Below are 18,495 nucleotides of genomic sequence, written 5' to 3'. Positions count from 1 at the left end.
TTCCCTCTCCCCAGCCCTCTCCCTGAAGGGAGAGGGGGTTGTTCGGTGCGCGCGTTGGGTCACTGCGCCCAGTTCGGTTTGCGTTTCTGTACGAAGGCCATGGTGCCTTCGGCGCCTTCCGCGCCGGTCACCGCCTCGGCAAACTGGCGGGCGGCGCTGTCCAGCAGCGGGCCGAGGGCTTCGGTCTCGGTGGCCAGCAGCAGAGCCTTGGTGGCGGCATTGGCGCCCGGAGCGCAGCGACGGACCTGGTCGAGGGTTTCCGTCAGTTGCACGCCGAGGTTTTCGGCGTTGTCGGCGCAGAGATGCACGAGCCCGAGGCGCAGCGCCTCACGGCCATCGAAGCGCGCGGCAGTCAGGGCGAGGCGGCGGGCCTGGGTCAGGCCGATGCGTTTCACCACGAAGGGCGCGATCTGCGCCGGCAGGATGCCGAGGCTGGTTTCCGGCAGGCCGAATTGCGCGTCGGCCGCCGCGATGGCGATGTCCGAGACGCAGGCCAGGCCGAAGCCACCGCCGAGCACCGCACCTTCCAGCGCAGCGACCAGCACCTGCGGCTGTGCCTGGGTTTCTTCCAGCAGGCCGCCGAAGGCGCGGTTCAGCGCGGCATAGGCATCGGGACCGGCGGCGCGGGCACCGGCCATGTCCTTGATGTCGCCGCCAGCGCAGAAGTGCCCGCCGGCGCCGCGCAGGACGATGGCGCGCACGGCGCGGTCGTCACGCACGGCCGCGAGCACCGCGCGCAGTTCGCTGACCATCGCCAGGCTCATGGCGTTGCGGCTGTCCGGGCGGTTCAGGGTGACGTGCAGTACGCCGCCGTCACGCTCCAGCAGCAGGGTTTCGCAGTTCGGCAATTGGCTCATGCCGCAAGTCCTCGTCGAATCGGTGTCGGTTGACTTTGTGTAGGAGCGAGCTTGCTCGCGAACCAACCCCGGCAGCGGAGCTGTTCGCGAGCAAGGACTAGGCGTCCCGCTCGGTCCTGCAAAAGCGGAGTCAGCCCTTCTTCTTGCCCGGCAGGGTGCCCATCAGCTTGCAGATGATGCCCAGCATGATTTCGTCCGCGCCGCCGCCGATGGAGACCAGGCGGGTGTCACGGTAAGCGCGGGCGATTGGGTTTTCCCACATGAAGCCCTGGCCGCCCCAGTACTGCAGGCAGGCGTCGGTGACCTCGCGGGACAGCCGGCCGACCTTGAGCTTGGCCATGGAGGCCAGGCGGGTGACGTCCTTGCCGCGGATGTACTGTTCGGTGGCCTGGTAGGTGAGGGCGCGCAGGCACTCGATCTCGGTCATCAGTTCGGCCATGCGGAAGTGGATGACCTGGTTGTCAATCAGCGCCTGGCCGAAGGTCTTGCGCTCCTTGCAGTAGTCGATGGTGGCGTTGACGCAGTACTCCATGCCCTTGATTCCGCTGGCGGCGCCGAACAGGCGCTCTTCCTGGAATTGCAGCATCTGCATCATGAAGCCCGAACCCTCGGCGCCGATGCGGTAGCGCTGCGGGACGCGCACGTCGTCGAAGAACACCTGGGCGGTCTCCGAGCTGCGCATGCCGAGCTTGTCCAGGTGCGGGCTGATGCTGATGCCCTTGGACTTCATCGGCACCATGATCAGCGACTTGTTGACGTGGGGCTTGTCGTCGGAGGTGTTGGCCAGCAGGCAGATGAAGTCGGCGGACGGCGAGTTGGTGATCCACATCTTGCTGCCGTTGATGACGTAGTCGTCGCCATCCTTGCGCGCAGTGGTCTTCAGTCCGGCGACGTCGGAGCCGGCGCCCACTTCCGAGACGCCGATGCAGCCGACCATCTCGCCGGCGATGGCCGGGCGGAGGAATTCCTCGCGCAGCTCATCGGAGCCGAAGCGCGCCAGGGCCGGTGTGCACATGTCGGTCTGCACGCCCAGGGCCATCGGCACGCCGCCGCAATGGATGGTGCCGAACTCCTCGGCGGCGACCACCGAGTAGCTGTAGTCCAGGCCCATGCCGCCGAATTTCTCCGGCTTGGAGATGCCCAGCAGGCCCAGGTCGCCGGCCTTCTTGAAGACCTCGTGGATCGGGAAGCGACCGGCCTTTTCCCACTCGTCGACGTAGGGGTTGATCTCGCGCTCGACGAAGTTGCGGACGGTGCGGCGGAGTTCTTCGTGTTCCTGGGTGAAGATCATTGTTGTTGTTCTCCGTAAGCCTGAGTTGTTTAGCCTATCGCCCTCTCCCCAGCCCTCTCCCTGAAGGGAGAGGGAGCTGCTCGGAGCGAGCTGGAAGTTCGCTTTACGCCGGGTCGCTTTGGCCCCCTCTCCCGCTTGCGGGAGAGGGCGGGGGAGAGGGGCTTTTGCCCGCCCCCATCAGAACCTTGCTACCCCAAAACTATTACCCTTCAGCGGCCGCACGGCCGCCTCCGCACAGATATCCAGCAGATAACCCAGCAACGCGCGGGTGTCGCGCGGGTCGATCAGCCCGTCGTCCCACAGGCTCGCCGTGCCGTAGAGCGCGGTGGACTGGGCGTCGAGTTTCTGCGCGGTCATCTGTTCGAGCATGTCGAGCATCTTCGGGTCGGCTTCCTTGCCCTCCTTGGCGTGCTTTTCCTCGGTGACGATGCGTAGCACCTTGCCGGCCTGGGCACCGCCCATCACGGCGGTGCGGCTGTTGGGCCAGGCGAAGATGAAGCGCGGGTCCAGCCCGCGGCCGCACATGGCGTAGTTGCCGGCGCCGTAGGAGCCGCCGACGACCAGGGTGAGCTTGGGCACCGTGGCGTTGGCCACCGCCTGGATCATCTTCGAGCCGTGCTTGATCACGCCCAGGCGCTCGGACTCGGTGCCGACCATGAAGCCGGTGGTGTTGTGCAGGAACAGGATCGGCGTGTTGCTCTGTTCGCACAGCTGGATGAACTGCGCCGCCTTGGCCGCGCCCTGCGGGGTGATCGGGCCGTTGTTGCCGATCAGGCCGCAGGCGTGGCCTTCGATGTGCAGGTGGCCGCAGACGGTCTGGCTGTCGAATTCATTCTTGAAGTCGAGGAAGCGCGAGCCGTCGGCGATGCGCGCAATGATCTCGCGCACGTCGTAGGGCTTCTTCGCGTCCGCCGGAACCACGCCGAGCAGTTCCTGCGCCGGGTAGAGCGGCTCGTCCCACTCCAGCTTGCGGCGTGCGGGCAGCTGCGCATTCCACGGCAGTGCGGCAAGGATTTCCCGTGCCAGGCGCACGCCGTCGGCGTCGTTCTCCGCCAGGTACTCGGCGGTGCCGGCGACCTGGGCGTGCAGTTCGGCGCCACCCAATTCTTCATCAGTGGCGACCTCGCCGGTGGCGGCTTTCAGCAGCGGCGGGCCGGCGAGGAACATTTTGGCCTTGCCGCGCACCACCACCACATAATCCGACAGCCCCGGCTGGTAGGCGCCGCCAGCGGTGGACGAGCCGTGCACCACGGTGACCTGGGGAATGCCCGCCGCCGACATGCGTGCCTGATTGGCGAAGCCGCGCGCGCCCTCGACGAAGATGTCCGCCGCGTAGTTCAGGTTGGCGCCGCCGCTCTCGGTCAGCGCCACCACCGGCAGCTTGTTCTCGAAGGCGATCTGCTGCAGGCGCAGGGTCTTCTTCAGGCCGGTGGGGGAGATGGTGCCGCCCTTGATCGCGCTGTTGCTGGCGGTCACCAGGCAGCGCACCCCGGCGATATAGCCGATGCCGGAGATGATGCCGCCGCCGGCCTGGGTGCCGTCCTTGTCGTCATGCAGCTTGTAGCCGGCCAGCGAGGAGATCTCGAGGAACGGCGCACCGGCGTCCAGCAGCAGGTTCAGGCGCTCGCGGGGCAGCAACTGGCCGCGCTTGTCGAACTTGGGTTTGGCCTCGGCGGCCTTGTCGAGCACCTTCTGCTCGACCTCGCGGAAGCTCGCCACGGCGGCCAGCATGGCCTCGCGGTTGCGGGCGAAGTCTTCACCCTGGGCGTCGATTTCCGACTGGATCACCGGCATGGCTTACTCCTGATCCTTCAGCACATCGGGAAGATAGGCGCGGTGGAAACCGTTGTAGGAACGGCTTTGCCCCGGCTTCGCCTTGGATAGCGGGAAGGCGCGGCTGCCCTGGCTGGCGGCGCCATCGATGCGGATGGTGTTGCCGCTGATGAAGGCCGCTCCGGGGGAGAGCAGGAAGACGATGGCCGAGGCCACTTCCGATTCGGTGCCGATGCGCTTGAGCGGCACGTGCTCGCGCAGGGTCGGGATCACCGCCTTGAACGCGCCTTCGTAGGTGTCCATGCCGCTGGAGGCGACCCAGCCCGGCGCCACGGCGTTGACCCGCACGCCGGCGTGGCCCCACTCGATGGCGGCGGTCTTGGTGAAGTTCTCCATGCCGGCGCGGGCAGCGCCGGAGTGGCCCATGCCGGGCATGCCGCCCCACATGTCGGCGAGCATGTTGACGATGCTGCCGCCGGTCTTGCTCAGGCTCTGGTTGAACACTTCGCGGGCCATCAGGAAGCCGCCGACGAGGTTGGTGCGCACCACGGCCTCGAAGCCCTTCAGGTTGATCGAGGCCAGCGGCGCGGGGTACTGGCCGCCAGCGTTGTTGACCAGGTGATGGATCGGCCCGCGCTCGGCGATGACCTGGGCGACCAGCGCCTTGACCGCTTCCTCGTCGCGGATGTCGCAGCTGTGCCAGCTGGCGCTGCCGCCGTCCTCGATGATTTCGCCGGCGGTCTTCTCCAGCTTCTCGGCCTTGCGCCCGACCAGCACTACGTGGGCGCCGAGGGCTGCCAGCTCGTGGGCGGTGCAGCGACCGATACCGCTGCCGCCGCCGGTGACGATGATGGTCTGGCCGGTGAACAGGCCGGGTTTGAAGATCGAGTCGTAGCTCATTGTTGTTTTCGTCCTGCTCAATCGTTCTTTGTGCGTTTTGAGGAAATTCCTGTGCCAGCGATTTCCCCTCACCCCAGCCCTCTCCCCTAGGAGAGGGGGCCGTCCGTGCCGGCTAACGCCACGGATTCATCCTGCACCAGACAGTCCCCTCTCCCTCTGGGAGAGGGTTAGGGTGAGGGGCTCATTGTTGGGGCGCTTAGTTCATCAGCGATGTGCTGCGGCACCGCCACCGGGAATTCCAGTAACTGCTGAGCAAAGGCCTTGCCCTGCGGGTCGATGCGCAGGCTCGCCACACCGCCGCCGCCCAGGGCGTTCTCCAGCAGGAAGTTCAGGCTGTGGCTGCCCGGCAGGTGCCAGCGGCTGACGCGGCCGACCTGCGGGTCGAGTACGTGCTGCATCCATTCGGCCACCGCGCCTTCGCTCAGTGCCTCGGCGATCCACGGCAGGTACTCCGGCTTGCGTGCCATGACGCCGATATTGCTGTGGTTGCCCTTGTCGCCGGAGCGCGCCACGGCCAGCTTCACCAGCGGCACGCTGGCCTGTGCCGGGCCGATGGCGGCCGGTACGGGAATGTCATCGGCGAGCGCGGCCGGATCGAAGGTGTCGAGTGCGGGCAGGGCAGCGTGCTGGCGCTGGCCATCGATCTCCACGGCCAGCTCGCAGCTGTCCTTGTCGATCAGGAAGGAGAACAGGCGAATCACCGGGTACACGGTTGGGCGGCCGCCGACGATGCCGGTCAGGCCCGGCGCCATGCCGGTGGCGGCCTGGGCGATCTCGCGGGAGAACAGCACCAGGGCTTCCTTGCGGCTATGGCGCACGGCGAGCTTCACCACGATTTCGCGGCTGTCCTCGCGGCGGCCGTGCGGACCGTAGGTGGCCTCGCTGCCGAGCAGTTCGACGCTGACCTCGCGGTACGGCCCCCAGCCGCGTTCCATGAGGATTTCCTCGGTCTTGGCGATGATGGCCTGGCTGACCCGCTCGGCCTTCTTCACCGCGTCGATGCCGGCGATCAGGCAGCTGGCGGTGCAGCGGAAGCCGTCCGGGTAAGTGGCGCTGACCTTGTACTGCCCGGTCGGCGGCAGGCCGCGCGCACCGCTGACGGACACGCGGTTGTCGCCAACCTGCGCCAGCTGGACCTGGGTGAAATCGCAGATGACGTCGGGCAGCAGGTAGGCGCGCGGGTCGCCGATCTCGTAGAGCATCTGCTCGCCCACCGACAGCGGGGTGACCAGCCCGCCGGTGCCCTGCGGCTTGGTCACCACGAAGTCGCCGCTGGCCTCTACTTCGACGAGGGGGAAACCGATGTGCTCGTAGTCCGGCACGCTTTCCCAGTCGGTGAAGTTGCCGCCGGTGCACTGCGCGCCGCATTCGATGATGTGCCCGGCCAGCGCGGCCTGGGCCAGCTTGTCGTAGTCGTTCCAGGCCCAGCCGAACTCGTGGACCAGCGCGGCGCTGACCACCGCGCTGTCCACCACGCGACCGGTGATGACGATATCGGCACCGGCCGCCAGCGCCTGGACGATCCCGGGGGCGCCGAGGTAGGCGTTGACCGATACGCACATCGGCGGCATCGGCGCCTCGCTGAACATCTCGCGGATGCCGGACTTGGCCAGTTCGCCCAGGCGCGGTTGCAGGTTGTCGCCGTGCACCACGGCGATCTTCAGCGCCACACCGGCCTTCTCGCAGGCGGCGGCCAGGGCGCTGGCGCAGGCGGTGGGATTCACCCCGCCGGCGTTGCTGATCACGCGGACCTTTTTCGTGGCGATATCGCCCAGCAGGGGTGTCATCACTTCGATGAAATCGGTGGCGTAGCCTGCCTCGGGGTTCTTCAGGCGCGCGCCGGCCATGATCGACATGGTGATTTCGGCCAGGTAGTCGAATACCAGGTAATCCATTTCCGCGCCGCGCACCAGCTGGGCGGCGGCGGTGGAAGTGTCGCCCCAGAAGGCGGAGGCGCAGCCGATACGTACGGTTCTGGTCATTGTTATGCCCGTTACGTGGGTGATGGGCTGACATTACCAAGCAAGCGCTTGGTTGAAAAGAGTCGTTTTAACGACAACCCCAACCATTGGATGGCCAAGCGCTTGCTTGGTAGGTCTTCGCGGGCTTACATTTCGTCAGACAACACAAGCACTTGCGGGGCGTTTCGATGAATCGCCCTGAACAGAGTGGCCAGATGGGATCAATGGGGAGAGAAAGCGTGGATGACCGCAAAGCCCGCGAAGTCATGCTGGAGCTGGTCGGGACCGGGCAGATCACCGACCCGGAGAGCGCCCGCGGCAAGCTGCTGCATACCGCCGCGCACCTGTTCCGCAGCAAGGGCTACGAACGCACCACGGTGCGCGACCTGGCCGGCGCGGTGGGCATCCAGTCCGGCAGCATCTTCCATCACTTCAAGAGCAAGGATGAGATCCTCCGCTCGGTGATGGAGGAAACCATCCTCTACAACACCGCCCTGATGCGCGCCGCGCTAGCCGATGCAACGACCCTGCGCGAACGGCTGCTGGCGCTGATCCGCTGCGAGCTGCAGTCGATCACTGGCGGTACCGGCGAGGCGATGGCGGTGCTGGTCTATGAATGGCGCTCGCTGTCGGAAGAGGGCCAGGCCTACATCCTCAGCCTGCGCGACATCTACGAGCAGATGTGGCTGGAAGTGCTGGAAGAGGCCCGTGTGGCCGGTTTCAGCCAGGGCGATCCGTTCATTCTGCGGCGATTCCTCACCGGGGCGTTGTCCTGGTCCATCACCTGGTTCCGTCCCGAGGGCAGCCTGACGCTGGACGAACTCGCCGAGCAGGCGTTGCTGCTGGTGATGCGCGAGTAAGTTTGCAGCGGGCGTGATGCCGATCGCGGACGGAGTCCGCTCCTACGCGCGCCGGAGGTATCTGCGTTGCGGCGCCGTGTCGAGCTTTGGGCAGGAGCGGACCCCGTCCGCGATCGCACACCGGCGGTGCGAGCCGATCAGATGATCCGCAACGGATAACTGAACAGCAGCAGGTGCAGGCAATTCACCGCCGCATGCAGCAGCACCGCGACGGACAACCGGCCGCTGAAGTGGAATGCCAGGCCGTACCCCAGGCCTGCAATGCCCGCTACCACCGCGAACAGCGGATTGATCGGCCAATGCACCAGGCCGAACAGCAGGCTCGCGACCGCGACGCCGAAGAATGCGCCCAGGCGTCGCACCAGCTCGCTTTGCAGCAGCCCACGGAAGAAGGCTTCCTCGGTGAGCGAGATCACGCAGATATTCACCGCCATCCACAGCCAGAAGCCTGGCGGCCACTTGGGATTCCACACCACCAGACCTCCCGCGACTGCCACCAGCGGCACGGCGAACAGCGTGGTGACGATCACGATGGCGGCGAAGTCCGGCGAGCGCTTCTCCATTGGCACCGGCTCGCTGCGCAGCCACCAGGCGAGCAGCGTCGCGCCGACCAGGGCTTTGTCCCAGGACAGGTGCAGGGCATAGACGGGAGCGTCGGGGCTGAGCTGGCGCACCGGCCAGAGCGTCCACGAACTGGTGCCCGGCAACAGATGCGCGGCCAGGGCGATGCTGAGCACGAGGCACACCAGCCACCACAGCAGGCGAGGCATGCGGGTCTCGCCGTAAAGGGTCCAGGCGACGTAAGCGGCGCCGATCAGCAACCCCACTGGCTGGACGAATCCGAGCGCAAAACCGCAGAGCAACAACACGACTGGCAGCAGCGGCAGGAGTTTCCTGAGCATTCATTCCTCCATCGAAGGAGGCGAGTCTAGGCAATTTCGACTGCTGCTGACCATCACTGACGCCTTTTTTTGGCTGGGGCGTCAGCCAGTTAGAAATGCTTCAACGCTTTTCTTCAGATTCCTTCGCGTCCATTTCGGCATTGCGCTCGTGGATGCGCTTGAGCTGCTCTTCGGTGAGCGGAAGTTTTTTCGCCGTATCGCGCAGCATCATCAGCGCGCCGACGATGGAGCCCATGGCTAGGGCGATGATCAACCAGGCATACCAGGGCATGGCGCCGTCTCCGACAGTGGCAGTGGAATATCACGATACGCTGTGATTCAGACCTTGTCAGGCGCGCGCCGGTTCAGACTGATCGCTTCAGCCAGGTCGCTATCGTCCTTGAGCTTGACGCCGCTGACCCGCAGGCGCAGCGACTGTTGCAAGAGGTGGGCGAGCTTGTGCGCCGCCAGTGCGTAGGGCAGGCCCTGCGGGCGGACGTTGGAGATGCAGTTGCGCTCGCTGTCCATCCGGCCCACGCGCGGCTGCCAGGTGAGGTAGAGGCCCAGGCTGTCCGGCGAACTGAGGCCGGGGCGTTCGCCGATCAGCACCAGCGCGAGCTTCGCCCCCAGCGTCTCGCCGATGCCGTCGCCGATGGCCACGCGGCCCTGCTCGGCGAGCACCACGGGCGTGTTCTGCCAGTCGGTGGCGAAGCGCTCGCGCAGAGCCATCAGCAGCGGCAGTGCGTGCTGCTGGACGGCGAACGAGGAGAGGCCGTCGGCGATCACGATCACCAGTTCGGCCGCGGCACTCTTGCCCTTGAGCTGCCAAAGGCTGTCCGGGTGCAGCGCGCGGCCAAGGTCCGGACGTAGCAGGTAGGTTTGGCGATCCGCTGCCTCGCTGCGGGCGCGCAGGACGTGGAAACCCTCTTGGGCCAGCGACTGCTGCAGTGTCTCGAAGTCCAGCGGATGGTGCACCGCATCGCGGGCTTGGGCGTGGGCCAGGCCGAACTTCAGCACCTCGCGGGTCGGCAGGCTGGAGCCGACGCGGCCCAGTGCGATGCGCGCGCACGTGTGGGCGCGCAATTCTTCCCAGGGGTCGTTCTGGATCAGGTCCATGCTTGCAGTTCCTCAGAAGGCCCGTAGCAGATCGTGGCCACGGCTGATCTGGCGCAACTGGCCCGAGGCTTCCGTGATCGCCATCTTCGTCAGCCACGCGTCGAATTCCGGGGCACGCTTCAGGCCCAGGGTGCTGCGCAGGTAGAGGGCGTTGTGGAAGGACGTGCTCTGGTAGTTGAGCATGATGTCGTCGGCGCCTGGGATGCCCATGATGAAGGTGATGCCCGCCGCGCCCAGCAGGGTCAGCAGGTTGTCCATGTCGTCCTGGTCGGCCTCGGCGTGGTTGGTGTAGCAGACGTCGCAGCCCATCGGTACGCCCAGCAGCTTGGCGCAGAAGTGATCCTCGAGGCCCGCGCGGATGATCTGCTTGCCGTCGAACAGGTACTCCGGGCCGATGAAGCCGACCACGGTGTTGGTCAGCAGCGGGCGGAATTCGCGGGCCACGGCATAGGCGCGGGCCTCGCAGGTCTGCTGGTCGACGCCGTGGTGGCCGCCGGCGGACAGCGCGCTGCCCTGGCCAGTCTCGAAGTACATGACGTTGTCGCCCAGCGTGCCGCGCTTGAGCGACAGCGCCGCCTCGTGGGCCTCGCGCAGCAGGGCGAGGTCGATGCCGAAGCTCTCGTTGGTTTTCTGTGTGCCGGCGATGGACTGGAATACCAGGTCGATCGGCGCACCGGCCTCGATGGCCTGGATCTGCGAGGTGACGTGGGTGAGCACGCAGCTCTGCATGGGAATCTCGAAGCGCTGGCGCAGCTCGTCCATCATCCGCCACAGCTGCATCAGGGTGGCTTGCGAATCGCTCGCCGGATTGATGCCTACCACGGCATCGCCGGCGCCGTAGAGCAGGCCGTCGAGCATGCTGGCGGCGATGCCGCGCACGTCGTCCGTGGGATGGTTGGGTTGCAGGCGCACCGAGAGGTGGCCGGGCAGGCCGATGGTGTTGCGGAAGCGGGTGACCACGCGGCACTTCTTCGCCGCCAGGATCAGGTCCTGGTTGCGCATCAGCTTGCTCACCGCGGCGGCCATCTCTGGCGTAATGCCGCGGGCCGTGGCAGTCAGCGTGGCGCTGTCGGTGCTGTCCAGCAGCAACCAGTCACGGAAGTCGCCGACCGTGAGGTGGCTGATCGGCGCGAAGGCGGCGGCATCGTGGCTGTCGATGATCAGCCGGGTGACTTCGTCCGCTTCGTAGGGAATCAACGCCTCGTCGAGGAAGCGCTTGAGTGGCACGTCGGCCAGGGCGATCTTCGCCGCCATGCGTTCTTCGTAGCTGTCCGCGGCGAGGCCCGCCAGCGAGTCGCCGGAGCGCGCCGGGCTGGCCTTGGCGAGCAGCGTCTTCAGGTCGGGAAAGCGGTAGGTCAGGTTGCCGACGGTGGTCTGGTAGATCATGCGAGCGTCCCGGTTATCCCGCGCCCCGCCGCGAAGGCAGGGCGCGGATGGCGATCAGGCTCCCGTCAGCATAGCGTCCGCCGGGGCGCTGGCGCGATGGGCGGCGGTGAGTTGGAAGTAGATGAAACCCGCTGCCATGAAGCCGAGGAAGATGCCGGCAATCTGCAGGTTGAACCAGACCATCGCCGCCAGGCACAGCACGGCCAGCGCCAGGGCGATACCCGGCACCACGGGGAAGCCCGGTGCGCGGAAGCTGCGTTCCAGATCGGGCTCGCTGCGCCGCAGCTTGAACAGGCTGAGCATGCTCATGATGTACATGACGATGGCGCCGAACACGCTCATGGTGATCATCGCGGCGGTCAGGCTCATGCCCTGGAGCGCGATCAGACCGTCGCTGTAGATTGCCGCGATGCCGATCAGGCCGCCGGCGATGATCGCCCGGTGCGGAGTCTGGAAGCGCGACAGCCTGGCCAGCCCGCGCGGCAGGTAGCCGGCGCGTGCCAGCGCGAAGAACTGCCGCGAGTAACCGAGGATGATGCCGTGGAAGCTGGCGACCAGGCCGAACAGGCCGATCCACACCAGCATGTGCAGCCAGCCGGAGTTCTCGCCGACCACCATCTTCATCGCCTGCGGCAGCGGATCGTTGATGCCTGACAGGGCCTTCCAGTCGCCCGCGCCACCGGCGAACAGCATTACGCCGAGGGCCAGCACCACCAGGGTCAGGATGCCGCTGACGTAGGCCTTGGGAATGGTGCGTTTCGGGTCCTTGGCTTCCTCGGCGGCCATGGCCGCGCCCTCGATGGCGAGGAAGAACCAGATGGCAAAGGGAATCGCTGCGAAGATGCCACTGATCGCCGCACCGCCGAAGCTGTCGGAGCCGGCCCAGCCGTTGAGCACGAAGTTGCTGAAGCTGAAGCCCGGCGCCACCACGCCCATGAACACCAGCAGCTCGCCCACTGCGAGGATGGTGACGATCAGCTCGAAGGTCGCGGCGATGCTGACGCCGAGGATGTTCAGGGTCATGAAGATCAGGTACGCGCCGACGGCTGCGTGCTTGGGATCGAGCGAGGGGAACTGCACGTTGAGGTACGCGCCGATGGCCATGGCGATGGCTGGCGGGGCGAAGACGAACTCGATCAGCGTGGCGAGGCCCGCCACCAGCCCGCCTTTTTCGCCAAAGGCGCGGCGGCTGTAGGCGAATGGGCCGCCGGCGTGGGGAATCGCCGTGGTCAGCTCAGTGAAGCTGAAGATGAAGCAGGTGTACATGGTTGCCACCAGCAGGGTGGTGACGAGGAAGCCGAGGGTGCCGGCCACGCCCCAGCCATAGCTCCAGCCGAAATACTCACCGGAAATCACCAGGCCCACGGCGATGCCCCACAGGTGCAGGGTGCCGAGGGTGGGTTTGAGTTGCGTGCTCATGCGACGTCTCCTGAAGAGAAAGTCAGAAAGAGAGAATCCGAATGGGATGAACGACACGACCTGCTGCGTCGTGCAGTGGCCGTGCCATGCCCGGAGATCAGGTCGCAAAGCGCGGTTCCGCGTCGTTTCGTGAACATTCGCGGCATGTTGCGTGCATCGATTGGGTGCGTGGCGATTCGTTCGGGTGCGTGGGGCTGCGCTTGTTGCATGGCGATGACCGTGGCGTGACGCTTCGCGGAGCCGCGACGGCTGTCACAGGATGGCAATCTGCCGCTGGTCTACTGGCGCCCATTCCAGCGACCGGAGATTCGCCGATGACCACCCGCGCCCTGCACGAGCTGTTGCGCCAGGTAGCGCCCTTGGCCCCGGAGTTGAGCATCAGCGATGTCGCCGATCGCTTCCTCGATGCCGAACACCGCGCCTTCCTCTCGCTGCCGGTGGTGGATGTCGACGGGATGCCCATGGGGCTGGTCAGCCGCAACGGTCTTCAGGACATCTTCATGCAGCGCTTCGGCCGTGACCTCTGGGGCCGCCGCCCGGCCAGCGATGTGATGAATGCGCAGCCACTGAAGGTGCGCGCCGACCTGAGCCTCGAAGAAGCTTCGCAACAGGTTACCGCCCAGCTGAGTTACCCGATCACCGAGGATTTCGTCCTGGTGGACGAGCAGGGGCGCTACCTCGGCCTGGGCACGGTGCTCGATCTGCTCAAAGCCATGGAACAGCGCGTCGCCCAGCGCAACCGCGTGCTCAACAAGACGCTGCAGGACCTGCGCGAATCCCAGGCGCAACTGGTGCAGTCGGAGAAGATGGCCTCCCTCGGGCAGATGGTCGCCGGCGTCGCCCACGAGCTGAACACCCCGCTGGGCTATGTGAAGAACAACGTCGCGCTGCTGCGCGAGCTGCTGGTTCCACTGCTCGGCCTCACCGAGGCGCAGACGCTGTTCAACGAGTGCCTGGACGACCCGGCCTGCGCTCCCGAGCAACTGGCCCGCGCCCGCGCCGCCTTCGAACAGGCTCGCGATGACGCGGCGCTGGAGCAATTGGTGGGCGATCTCGACCAGTTGTTCGGCGACACCGATTTCGGCCTGGCGCAGATCGGCGAACTGGTCGGTGGCCTGAAGGACTTCGCCCGCCTGGACCGCGCCCGCAGCGAGGAGGTCGATCTCAACGACTGCGTACGCAGCGCGCTGCTGATCGCCCGCAACAGCATCAAGGAAAAAGCCGAGGTCGCCACCCAACTGGGCGCGCTGCCCAAGGTCGCCTGCGCCGCCAGCCAGATCAACCAGGTGCTGCTCAACCTGCTGACCAACGCCGCCCAGGCCATGGAAAAGTTCGGCCTGATCCAGGTGAAGTCCTGGGCGGACGAATCCCACGTGCACCTCTCGGTGCAGGACAACGGCAAGGGCATGAACGAGGAGGTGCGCGCGCGCATCTTCGACCCCTTCTTCACCACCAAGCCGGTGGGGCAGGGCACGGGCCTGGGCCTGTCGATCAGCTACAAGATCGTCCAGGACCACGGCGGCCGCATCCGCGTGGCGTCCGAACCCGGGCGTGGCACGCGATTCCTCATCAGCCTGCCGCTTGCGCAGGCCAGCGAACTGAAACGGAGCGCCTGAACATGAGCCAGCAGCCTGTCCGCATCCTCTTCGTCGACGACGAGGAACGCATCCTGCGCAGCCTCGCGATGCAGTTCCGCCGTCACTACGACGTGCTGGTGGAAACCGACCCGCACAAGGCCCTGCAGCGCCTGCGCGAGGAGCGCATCGATATCCTCGTCAGCGACCAGCGCATGCCGCAGATGACCGGTGCCGAGTTGCTTGCCCAGGCGCAGGAAATCGCCCCGGACACCCTGCGCATCCTGCTCACCGGTTACTCGGACCTCGACGCCGCGGTGGACGCGCTCAATAGCGGCGGCATCTTCCGCTACCTCACCAAGCCCTGGGACCCGCAGGAAATGGCCTTCACCCTGCGCCAGGCGGCCGAGATCGCCCAGCGCCAGGCTCCGGCCGAGCCCATCGATACCAAGGCCATCAGCCGCGTCGTCGCGCCGCTCAACGTCCTGCTGCTGGACGAGGATGCCGAGACCCTGGCCTGCGTCGGCGAGTTCTGCAGCGCCGGTACCCACCAATTGCATCGCGCGCGTAACCTCGCCGAGGCCATCGTGCGGCTGAACAGCGAACCCATCGATATCCTGGTCAGTGACCTGAAGCTCGCCGGCGAAGACACCGCGCCGCTACTCAAGTCCCTGGCCCAGGCTCATCCACGCCTACTCAGCATCGTCGTCACGCCGTTCCGCGACACCCAGGACTTGCTGGCGCTGATCAACCAGGCGCAGATCTTCCGCTACCTGCCCAAGCCGATCCGCCGCGGCCTGTTCGAGAAGGGCCTGAAGGCCGCCGCCGAGCAGGCGCTGCTCTGGCGCGCCCAGCCGGAGCAGAAAGTCGCGCGCATCGCCGAGGTGCCGCGCGAGGAGCGCGAACGGGAAAAAGTGGGCAGCCTGCTGGGCATGCTCGGCCGCCTGCGCGAGCGGCTGAGTGCCTGATCGCCGTCGGCGACGGAGCATTCCTGCCGGGCGGGCTACGGAAGTCGGCGCGTTTCTGCGACAATGCGCGCCGATTTTTTCGATACCCGCGAGAGAGCCCATGTCCGCCTGCCAGACCCCGATCATCGTCGCCCTGGATTTCCCCACCCGCGAAGCCGCGCTGGCGCTGGCTGACCAGCTCGATCCGAAGCTGTGCCGGGTGAAGGTGGGCAAGGAACTGTTCACCAGTTGCGCCGCCGGTATCGTCGAGACCCTGAACAGCCGCGGCTTCGAAGTCTTCCTCGACCTGAAGTTCCACGACATCCCCAACACCACCGCGATGGCCGTGCGCGCCGCCGCCGAGATGGGCGTGTGGATGGTCAACGTGCACTGCTCCGGCGGCCTGCGCATGATGAGTGCCTGCCGCGAGACCCTGGACGCCTTCAATGGTCCGTCGCCGCTGCTGATCGGCGTGACCGTGCTGACCAGCATGGAGCGCGAGGACCTGGCTGGCATCGGCCTGGACGTCGAGCCGCAGGAGCAGGTGCTGCGCCTGGCGGCCTTGGCACAGAAGGCCGGCATGGACGGCCTGGTGTGCTCCGCCCAGGAAGCGCCGGCACTGAAAGCCGCGCACCCGGCACTGCAACTGGTCACCCCCGGCATCCGCCCGGCCGGCAGCGCCCAGGACGACCAGCGCCGCATCCTCACCCCGCGCCAGGCGCTGGACAACGGCTCCGACTACCTGGTGATCGGTCGCCCGATCAGCCAGGCCGCTGACCCGGCCAAGGCCCTGGCCGAGATCGCTGCCAGCCTGGCCTGAGTGCTTTCCCTGCACTGATAAGCCGCCGGAAACGATAAAGCCCGCATCGCTGCGGGCTTTTTTGTGTCGAATGACGTGGGCGATTTCTGCTGGTTCGTGCCTCGGGTGTTTCCCTCTCCCTAGTCCTGGCTACGCGCCCTGCTCCAAAGGGAGAGGAGACCGTGCGGTCGCTGTGTCAGCCGGCACGGATAGCTCCCTCTCCCTTCAGGGAGAGGGCGGGGGAGAGGGGGAGCGACCGCGGAGATGTCCATAGGGGAAATCAGCCGTTCGCCTGGGCCATCGCCGTCCGGCCAACCCAGCGCTCGCGCAGCACGTCGTACGCCCAGTTGAACACCAGCGCGTAGGGCAGGAAGAACAGCACCAGGCCGATGTCGAGGATGAAGGCTTCCAGCAGGCTCACCGACAGCCACCAGGCGGCCAGCGGCACCAGCAGGACGATCAGGCCCAGTTCGAACAGCGAGGCGTGCAGCACGCGCACCGACAGGGTGCGGCTGAAGCCCATGCGGTTCTGGGCGCGGTCGAAGGCGGCGTTGAACAGCATGTTCCACACGGTGGCGATGGCCGAGAACATCAGGGTCATGGCGCCCATGTGGCCCAGGGGTTTGTCCATCAGCCAGGCCAGGGTCGGCGCACAAATGGCGACCGCCAGCAGTTCGAAAAGTCCGGCGTGGAACATCCGTTCTTTCAGGGTTTTGTTCGGGCTCATGGGGTTTCTCCAGATAGTACGGTGGTAGGCCGACTCCGTCGGTCCGGCGCCATTATCATCGGTCGACCGGCTGGATATAAGTTGGATACCATCGGGATAACCGATGGAAGAGGCGCCGCTCCATGCAATATTCCCCCGAATCCCTGCAGGCCTTCGCCGAGGCGGCCTGCCTGGGCTCGTTCAGCGCCGCTGCGCGCAAGCTGGGCAAGAGCCAGTCCACCGTCAGCGAGGCCATCGCGCGCCTGGAGATCGATCTCGGCCTGATCCTGTTCGATCGCAGTGCCCGCCAGCCGCAGCTCACCGAAGCTGGCCACGCGCTGCTCGGACGGGTGGAAGAGGTGCTGATGGCCAACGACCGTCTCGGCCAACTCGCGCATCAGTTGGTTGGCGGGCTGGAGTCGCGGGTGACGCTGGCGATGTCCGACACCTACCAGTCCGCCGAATTCGAAGCGCGCCTGGCCGAGATCGACCAGCGCTACCCGGACCTGGAATTCGAGTGGCTGATCGCCGAAGACAGCGATGTGCTCGACCTGGTCATCCAGGGGCGCGCCAGCCTGGGACTGTTGGCGGCGCAGAAGGACTATCCGCCGGACATCGGCTCGGCCACCTTGAGCGAACAGGCCGAGTTCGGCCTGTTCGTCAGCCGCGATCATCCGCTGGCCGCGCGCGAGCGGGTGGAGCGCGAGGACCTGCTGGCCTACCGCGCGCTGCGCCTCAACACCTATCTGGACGACGCCGCACCGATGCTGGGCGGGCGCTGCTGGAGCGCACCGAACTACCTGTTGTTGCTGGACATGGCGGTCCTGGGTTTCGGTTGGATCGAATTGCCCAGCTGGATGGTGGGCCGCTTCGCCGCGGGGCGCATGCACGAGCTGAACGTCGCCGGCTGGCCGAGGCGGGTGGCGGTAGACGTGATCTGGTCGCGGCAACGCACTTTGGGGCCGGCGTCGAGCTGGTTGATGGAGCGCTTGCTGGGGCGTTGAGGCGCTCTGGGTCACAGATTCCGGACTAAATGTGTCGAAGCCTTTGATGCGTGGCGCGAGACCAGTAGGATCGGAGTTTTCCTAGTTTGAGAGGTCAGGATGCGAGCCAAGCTGGAGAATTGTCTGAAAGCGGTCGACGAGATCCTGCTCGGCAAGGAGGTCCAGGTGAAGCTCGCGCTGACCTGCCTGCTGGCGCGCGGTCACCTGCTCATCGAGGATCTGCCCGGCATGGGCAAGACGACCCTGAGCCACGCCCTGGCCCGCGTGCTTGGCCTGGGCTTCCAGCGCATCCAGTTCACCTCCGACCTGCTGCCCGGCGACGTGCTGGGCACCTCGGTGTTCGACAAGGACACCGGGCAATTCGTCTTCCATGCCGGGCCGATCTTTTCCGAGCTGGTGCTGGCCGACGAGATCAATCGCGCCACGCCCAAGAGCCAGAGCGCGCTGCTCGAAGCGATGGAGGAAGGCCAGGTGACTATCGAGGGCGCGACCCGGCCGCTGCCCGAACCCTTCTTCGTCATCGCCACGCAGAACCCGGTGACCCAGGGCGGCACCTTCGCCTTGCCCGAATCGCAACTCGACCGCTTCCTCATGCGCCTGTCCCTGGGCTATCCGGGGCGCGCGGCGGAGAAGGCCCTGCTGCTGGGCGAAGCGCGCCGCGACCTGCTGCCGCGCCTGGAGCCGATGCTCGATCCGGACGAATTGTTGGCGCTGCAAGGCGAGGTGCTGGAGATTCGCGCCAGCGACGCCCTGGTGGACTACGTCCTGCGCCTGGTGGAAGCCACCCGCACCCAACCGGCGTTCGCCCTCGGCCTGTCTCCGCGCGGCAGCCTGGCGCTCCTGGCGGCGGCGCGGGCCTGGGCCTTGCTGGCGGGACGCGACTATGTGATCCCCGAGGATGTGCAGGCCGTGCTGCCCTCGGTGGCTGGCCACCGCCTGCGCGACCAGGCTGATCCCGCCGGCCACGGTGGCGGCGCGCTGGTGCAGTGGTTGTTGCGCGAAGTCCCGGCTCTCTGAGGGC

17 protein-coding genes are annotated in these 18,495 nt (G+C 66.5%); 6 read left to right on the top strand and 11 right to left on the bottom strand.

All coding sequences use genetic code 11. The features are described from left to right. Nucleotides 1-59: 59 nt before the first annotated feature. From atuE to JVX91_RS23595, 5 genes are all read right to left on the bottom strand, one after another. Nucleotides 60-857 (bottom strand): isohexenylglutaconyl-CoA hydratase, encoded by a 798-nt coding sequence (atuE, locus tag JVX91_RS23615; RefSeq protein ID WP_205336521.1) that lies wholly within the window; start codon nt 855-857, stop codon nt 60-62. Nucleotides 858-987: 130 nt separating this feature from the next. Continuing rightward, complete coding sequence (gene atuD, locus JVX91_RS23610; RefSeq protein WP_038803742.1) at nt 988-2,148, bottom strand: citronellyl-CoA dehydrogenase; 1,161 nt, start codon at nt 2,146-2,148, stop codon at nt 988-990. A 177-nt stretch (nt 2,149-2,325) separates the two neighbouring features. Then, nucleotides 2,326-3,942, bottom strand: coding sequence for a geranyl-CoA carboxylase subunit beta (atuC, locus tag JVX91_RS23605; RefSeq protein WP_205336520.1), 1,617 nt, complete (start codon nt 3,940-3,942; stop codon nt 2,326-2,328). Between the two features lie 3 nt (nt 3,943-3,945). Then, nucleotides 3,946-4,821: an SDR family oxidoreductase gene (locus JVX91_RS23600; RefSeq protein WP_205336519.1), complete on the bottom strand. Its 876-nt coding sequence runs from the start codon at nt 4,819-4,821 to the stop codon at nt 3,946-3,948. A gap of 167 nt (nt 4,822-4,988) precedes the next feature. Continuing rightward, nucleotides 4,989-6,803, bottom strand: coding sequence for an acyclic terpene utilization AtuA family protein (locus JVX91_RS23595; RefSeq protein ID WP_205336518.1), 1,815 nt, complete (start codon nt 6,801-6,803; stop codon nt 4,989-4,991). Nucleotides 6,804-7,021: 218 nt separating this feature from the next. On the opposite strand from JVX91_RS23595, the gene JVX91_RS23590 reads away from it, so the two are divergent. Then, the gene (locus tag JVX91_RS23590; protein WP_205336517.1) at nt 7,022-7,642 is read left to right on the top strand and encodes a TetR/AcrR family transcriptional regulator; all 621 of its coding nucleotides are present in this window, start codon (nt 7,022-7,024) and stop codon (nt 7,640-7,642) included. 137 nt (nt 7,643-7,779) lie between these two features. Here the strand turns inward: JVX91_RS23590 and JVX91_RS23585 are convergent, their stop codons facing one another. The 5 genes from JVX91_RS23585 to eat form a co-directional block, all read right to left on the bottom strand. Continuing rightward, complete coding sequence (locus JVX91_RS23585) at nt 7,780-8,544, bottom strand: CPBP family intramembrane glutamic endopeptidase (RefSeq protein WP_205336516.1); 765 nt, start codon at nt 8,542-8,544, stop codon at nt 7,780-7,782. A gap of 100 nt (nt 8,545-8,644) precedes the next feature. Next, nucleotides 8,645-8,815 carry a DUF2897 family protein gene (locus JVX91_RS23580; protein WP_205336515.1) on the bottom strand — a complete coding sequence of 57 codons (171 nt, stop codon included), beginning with the start codon at nt 8,813-8,815 and terminating at the stop codon, nt 8,645-8,647. Between the two features lie 47 nt (nt 8,816-8,862). Continuing rightward, nucleotides 8,863-9,639 carry an ethanolamine ammonia-lyase subunit EutC gene (eutC, locus tag JVX91_RS23575; RefSeq protein WP_205336514.1) on the bottom strand — a complete coding sequence of 259 codons (777 nt, stop codon included), beginning with the start codon at nt 9,637-9,639 and terminating at the stop codon, nt 8,863-8,865. 12 nt (nt 9,640-9,651) lie between these two features. Beyond that, nucleotides 9,652-11,025, bottom strand: coding sequence for an ethanolamine ammonia-lyase subunit EutB (locus tag JVX91_RS23570; protein ID WP_205336513.1), 1,374 nt, complete (start codon nt 11,023-11,025; stop codon nt 9,652-9,654). Between the two features lie 54 nt (nt 11,026-11,079). After that, nucleotides 11,080-12,444, bottom strand: a complete 1,365-nt coding sequence (eat, locus tag JVX91_RS23565; protein ID WP_205336512.1) for an ethanolamine permease — start codon at nt 12,442-12,444, stop codon at nt 11,080-11,082. Nucleotides 12,445-12,758: 314 nt separating this feature from the next. Here eat and JVX91_RS23560 point away from each other — a divergent pair, with 314 nt between their 5' ends. The 3 genes from JVX91_RS23560 to pyrF all read left to right on the top strand — a co-directional run bounded on the left by JVX91_RS23560 (nt 12,759) and on the right by pyrF (nt 15,785). Then, nucleotides 12,759-14,060 carry an ATP-binding protein gene (locus JVX91_RS23560; protein WP_205336511.1) on the top strand — a complete coding sequence of 434 codons (1,302 nt, stop codon included), beginning with the start codon at nt 12,759-12,761 and terminating at the stop codon, nt 14,058-14,060. Between the two features lie 2 nt (nt 14,061-14,062). After that, on the top strand, nt 14,063-14,986 hold the full coding sequence (locus JVX91_RS23555) for a response regulator (RefSeq protein WP_205336510.1): 924 nt from the start codon (nt 14,063-14,065) through the stop codon (nt 14,984-14,986). A 100-nt stretch (nt 14,987-15,086) separates the two neighbouring features. Beyond that, nucleotides 15,087-15,785 (top strand): orotidine-5'-phosphate decarboxylase, encoded by a 699-nt coding sequence (gene pyrF, locus JVX91_RS23550; protein ID WP_024764511.1) that lies wholly within the window; start codon nt 15,087-15,089, stop codon nt 15,783-15,785. A 259-nt stretch (nt 15,786-16,044) separates the two neighbouring features. Here the strand turns inward: pyrF and JVX91_RS23545 are convergent, their stop codons facing one another. Beyond that, nucleotides 16,045-16,491 (bottom strand): multidrug/biocide efflux PACE transporter, encoded by a 447-nt coding sequence (locus JVX91_RS23545; protein ID WP_205336509.1) that lies wholly within the window; start codon nt 16,489-16,491, stop codon nt 16,045-16,047. Nucleotides 16,492-16,613: 122 nt separating this feature from the next. Between JVX91_RS23545 and JVX91_RS23540 the strand changes: the two genes are divergently transcribed. Together JVX91_RS23540 and JVX91_RS23535 are read left to right on the top strand one after the other, a co-directional pair. Continuing rightward, nucleotides 16,614-17,474: a LysR family transcriptional regulator gene (locus JVX91_RS23540; protein ID WP_205336508.1), complete on the top strand. Its 861-nt coding sequence runs from the start codon at nt 16,614-16,616 to the stop codon at nt 17,472-17,474. A gap of 99 nt (nt 17,475-17,573) precedes the next feature. Then, the gene (locus JVX91_RS23535; protein ID WP_205336507.1) at nt 17,574-18,491 is read left to right on the top strand and encodes an AAA family ATPase; all 918 of its coding nucleotides are present in this window, start codon (nt 17,574-17,576) and stop codon (nt 18,489-18,491) included. Nucleotides 18,492-18,495 lie beyond the last annotated feature (4 nt).

Source organism: Pseudomonas sp. PDNC002 (assembly GCF_016919445.1).
Classification (GTDB): Bacteria; Pseudomonadota; Gammaproteobacteria; order Pseudomonadales; family Pseudomonadaceae; genus Pseudomonas.
Note: the sequence above shows the minus strand (reverse complement) of the source record. Positions and strands in the feature narration are given on the sequence as shown.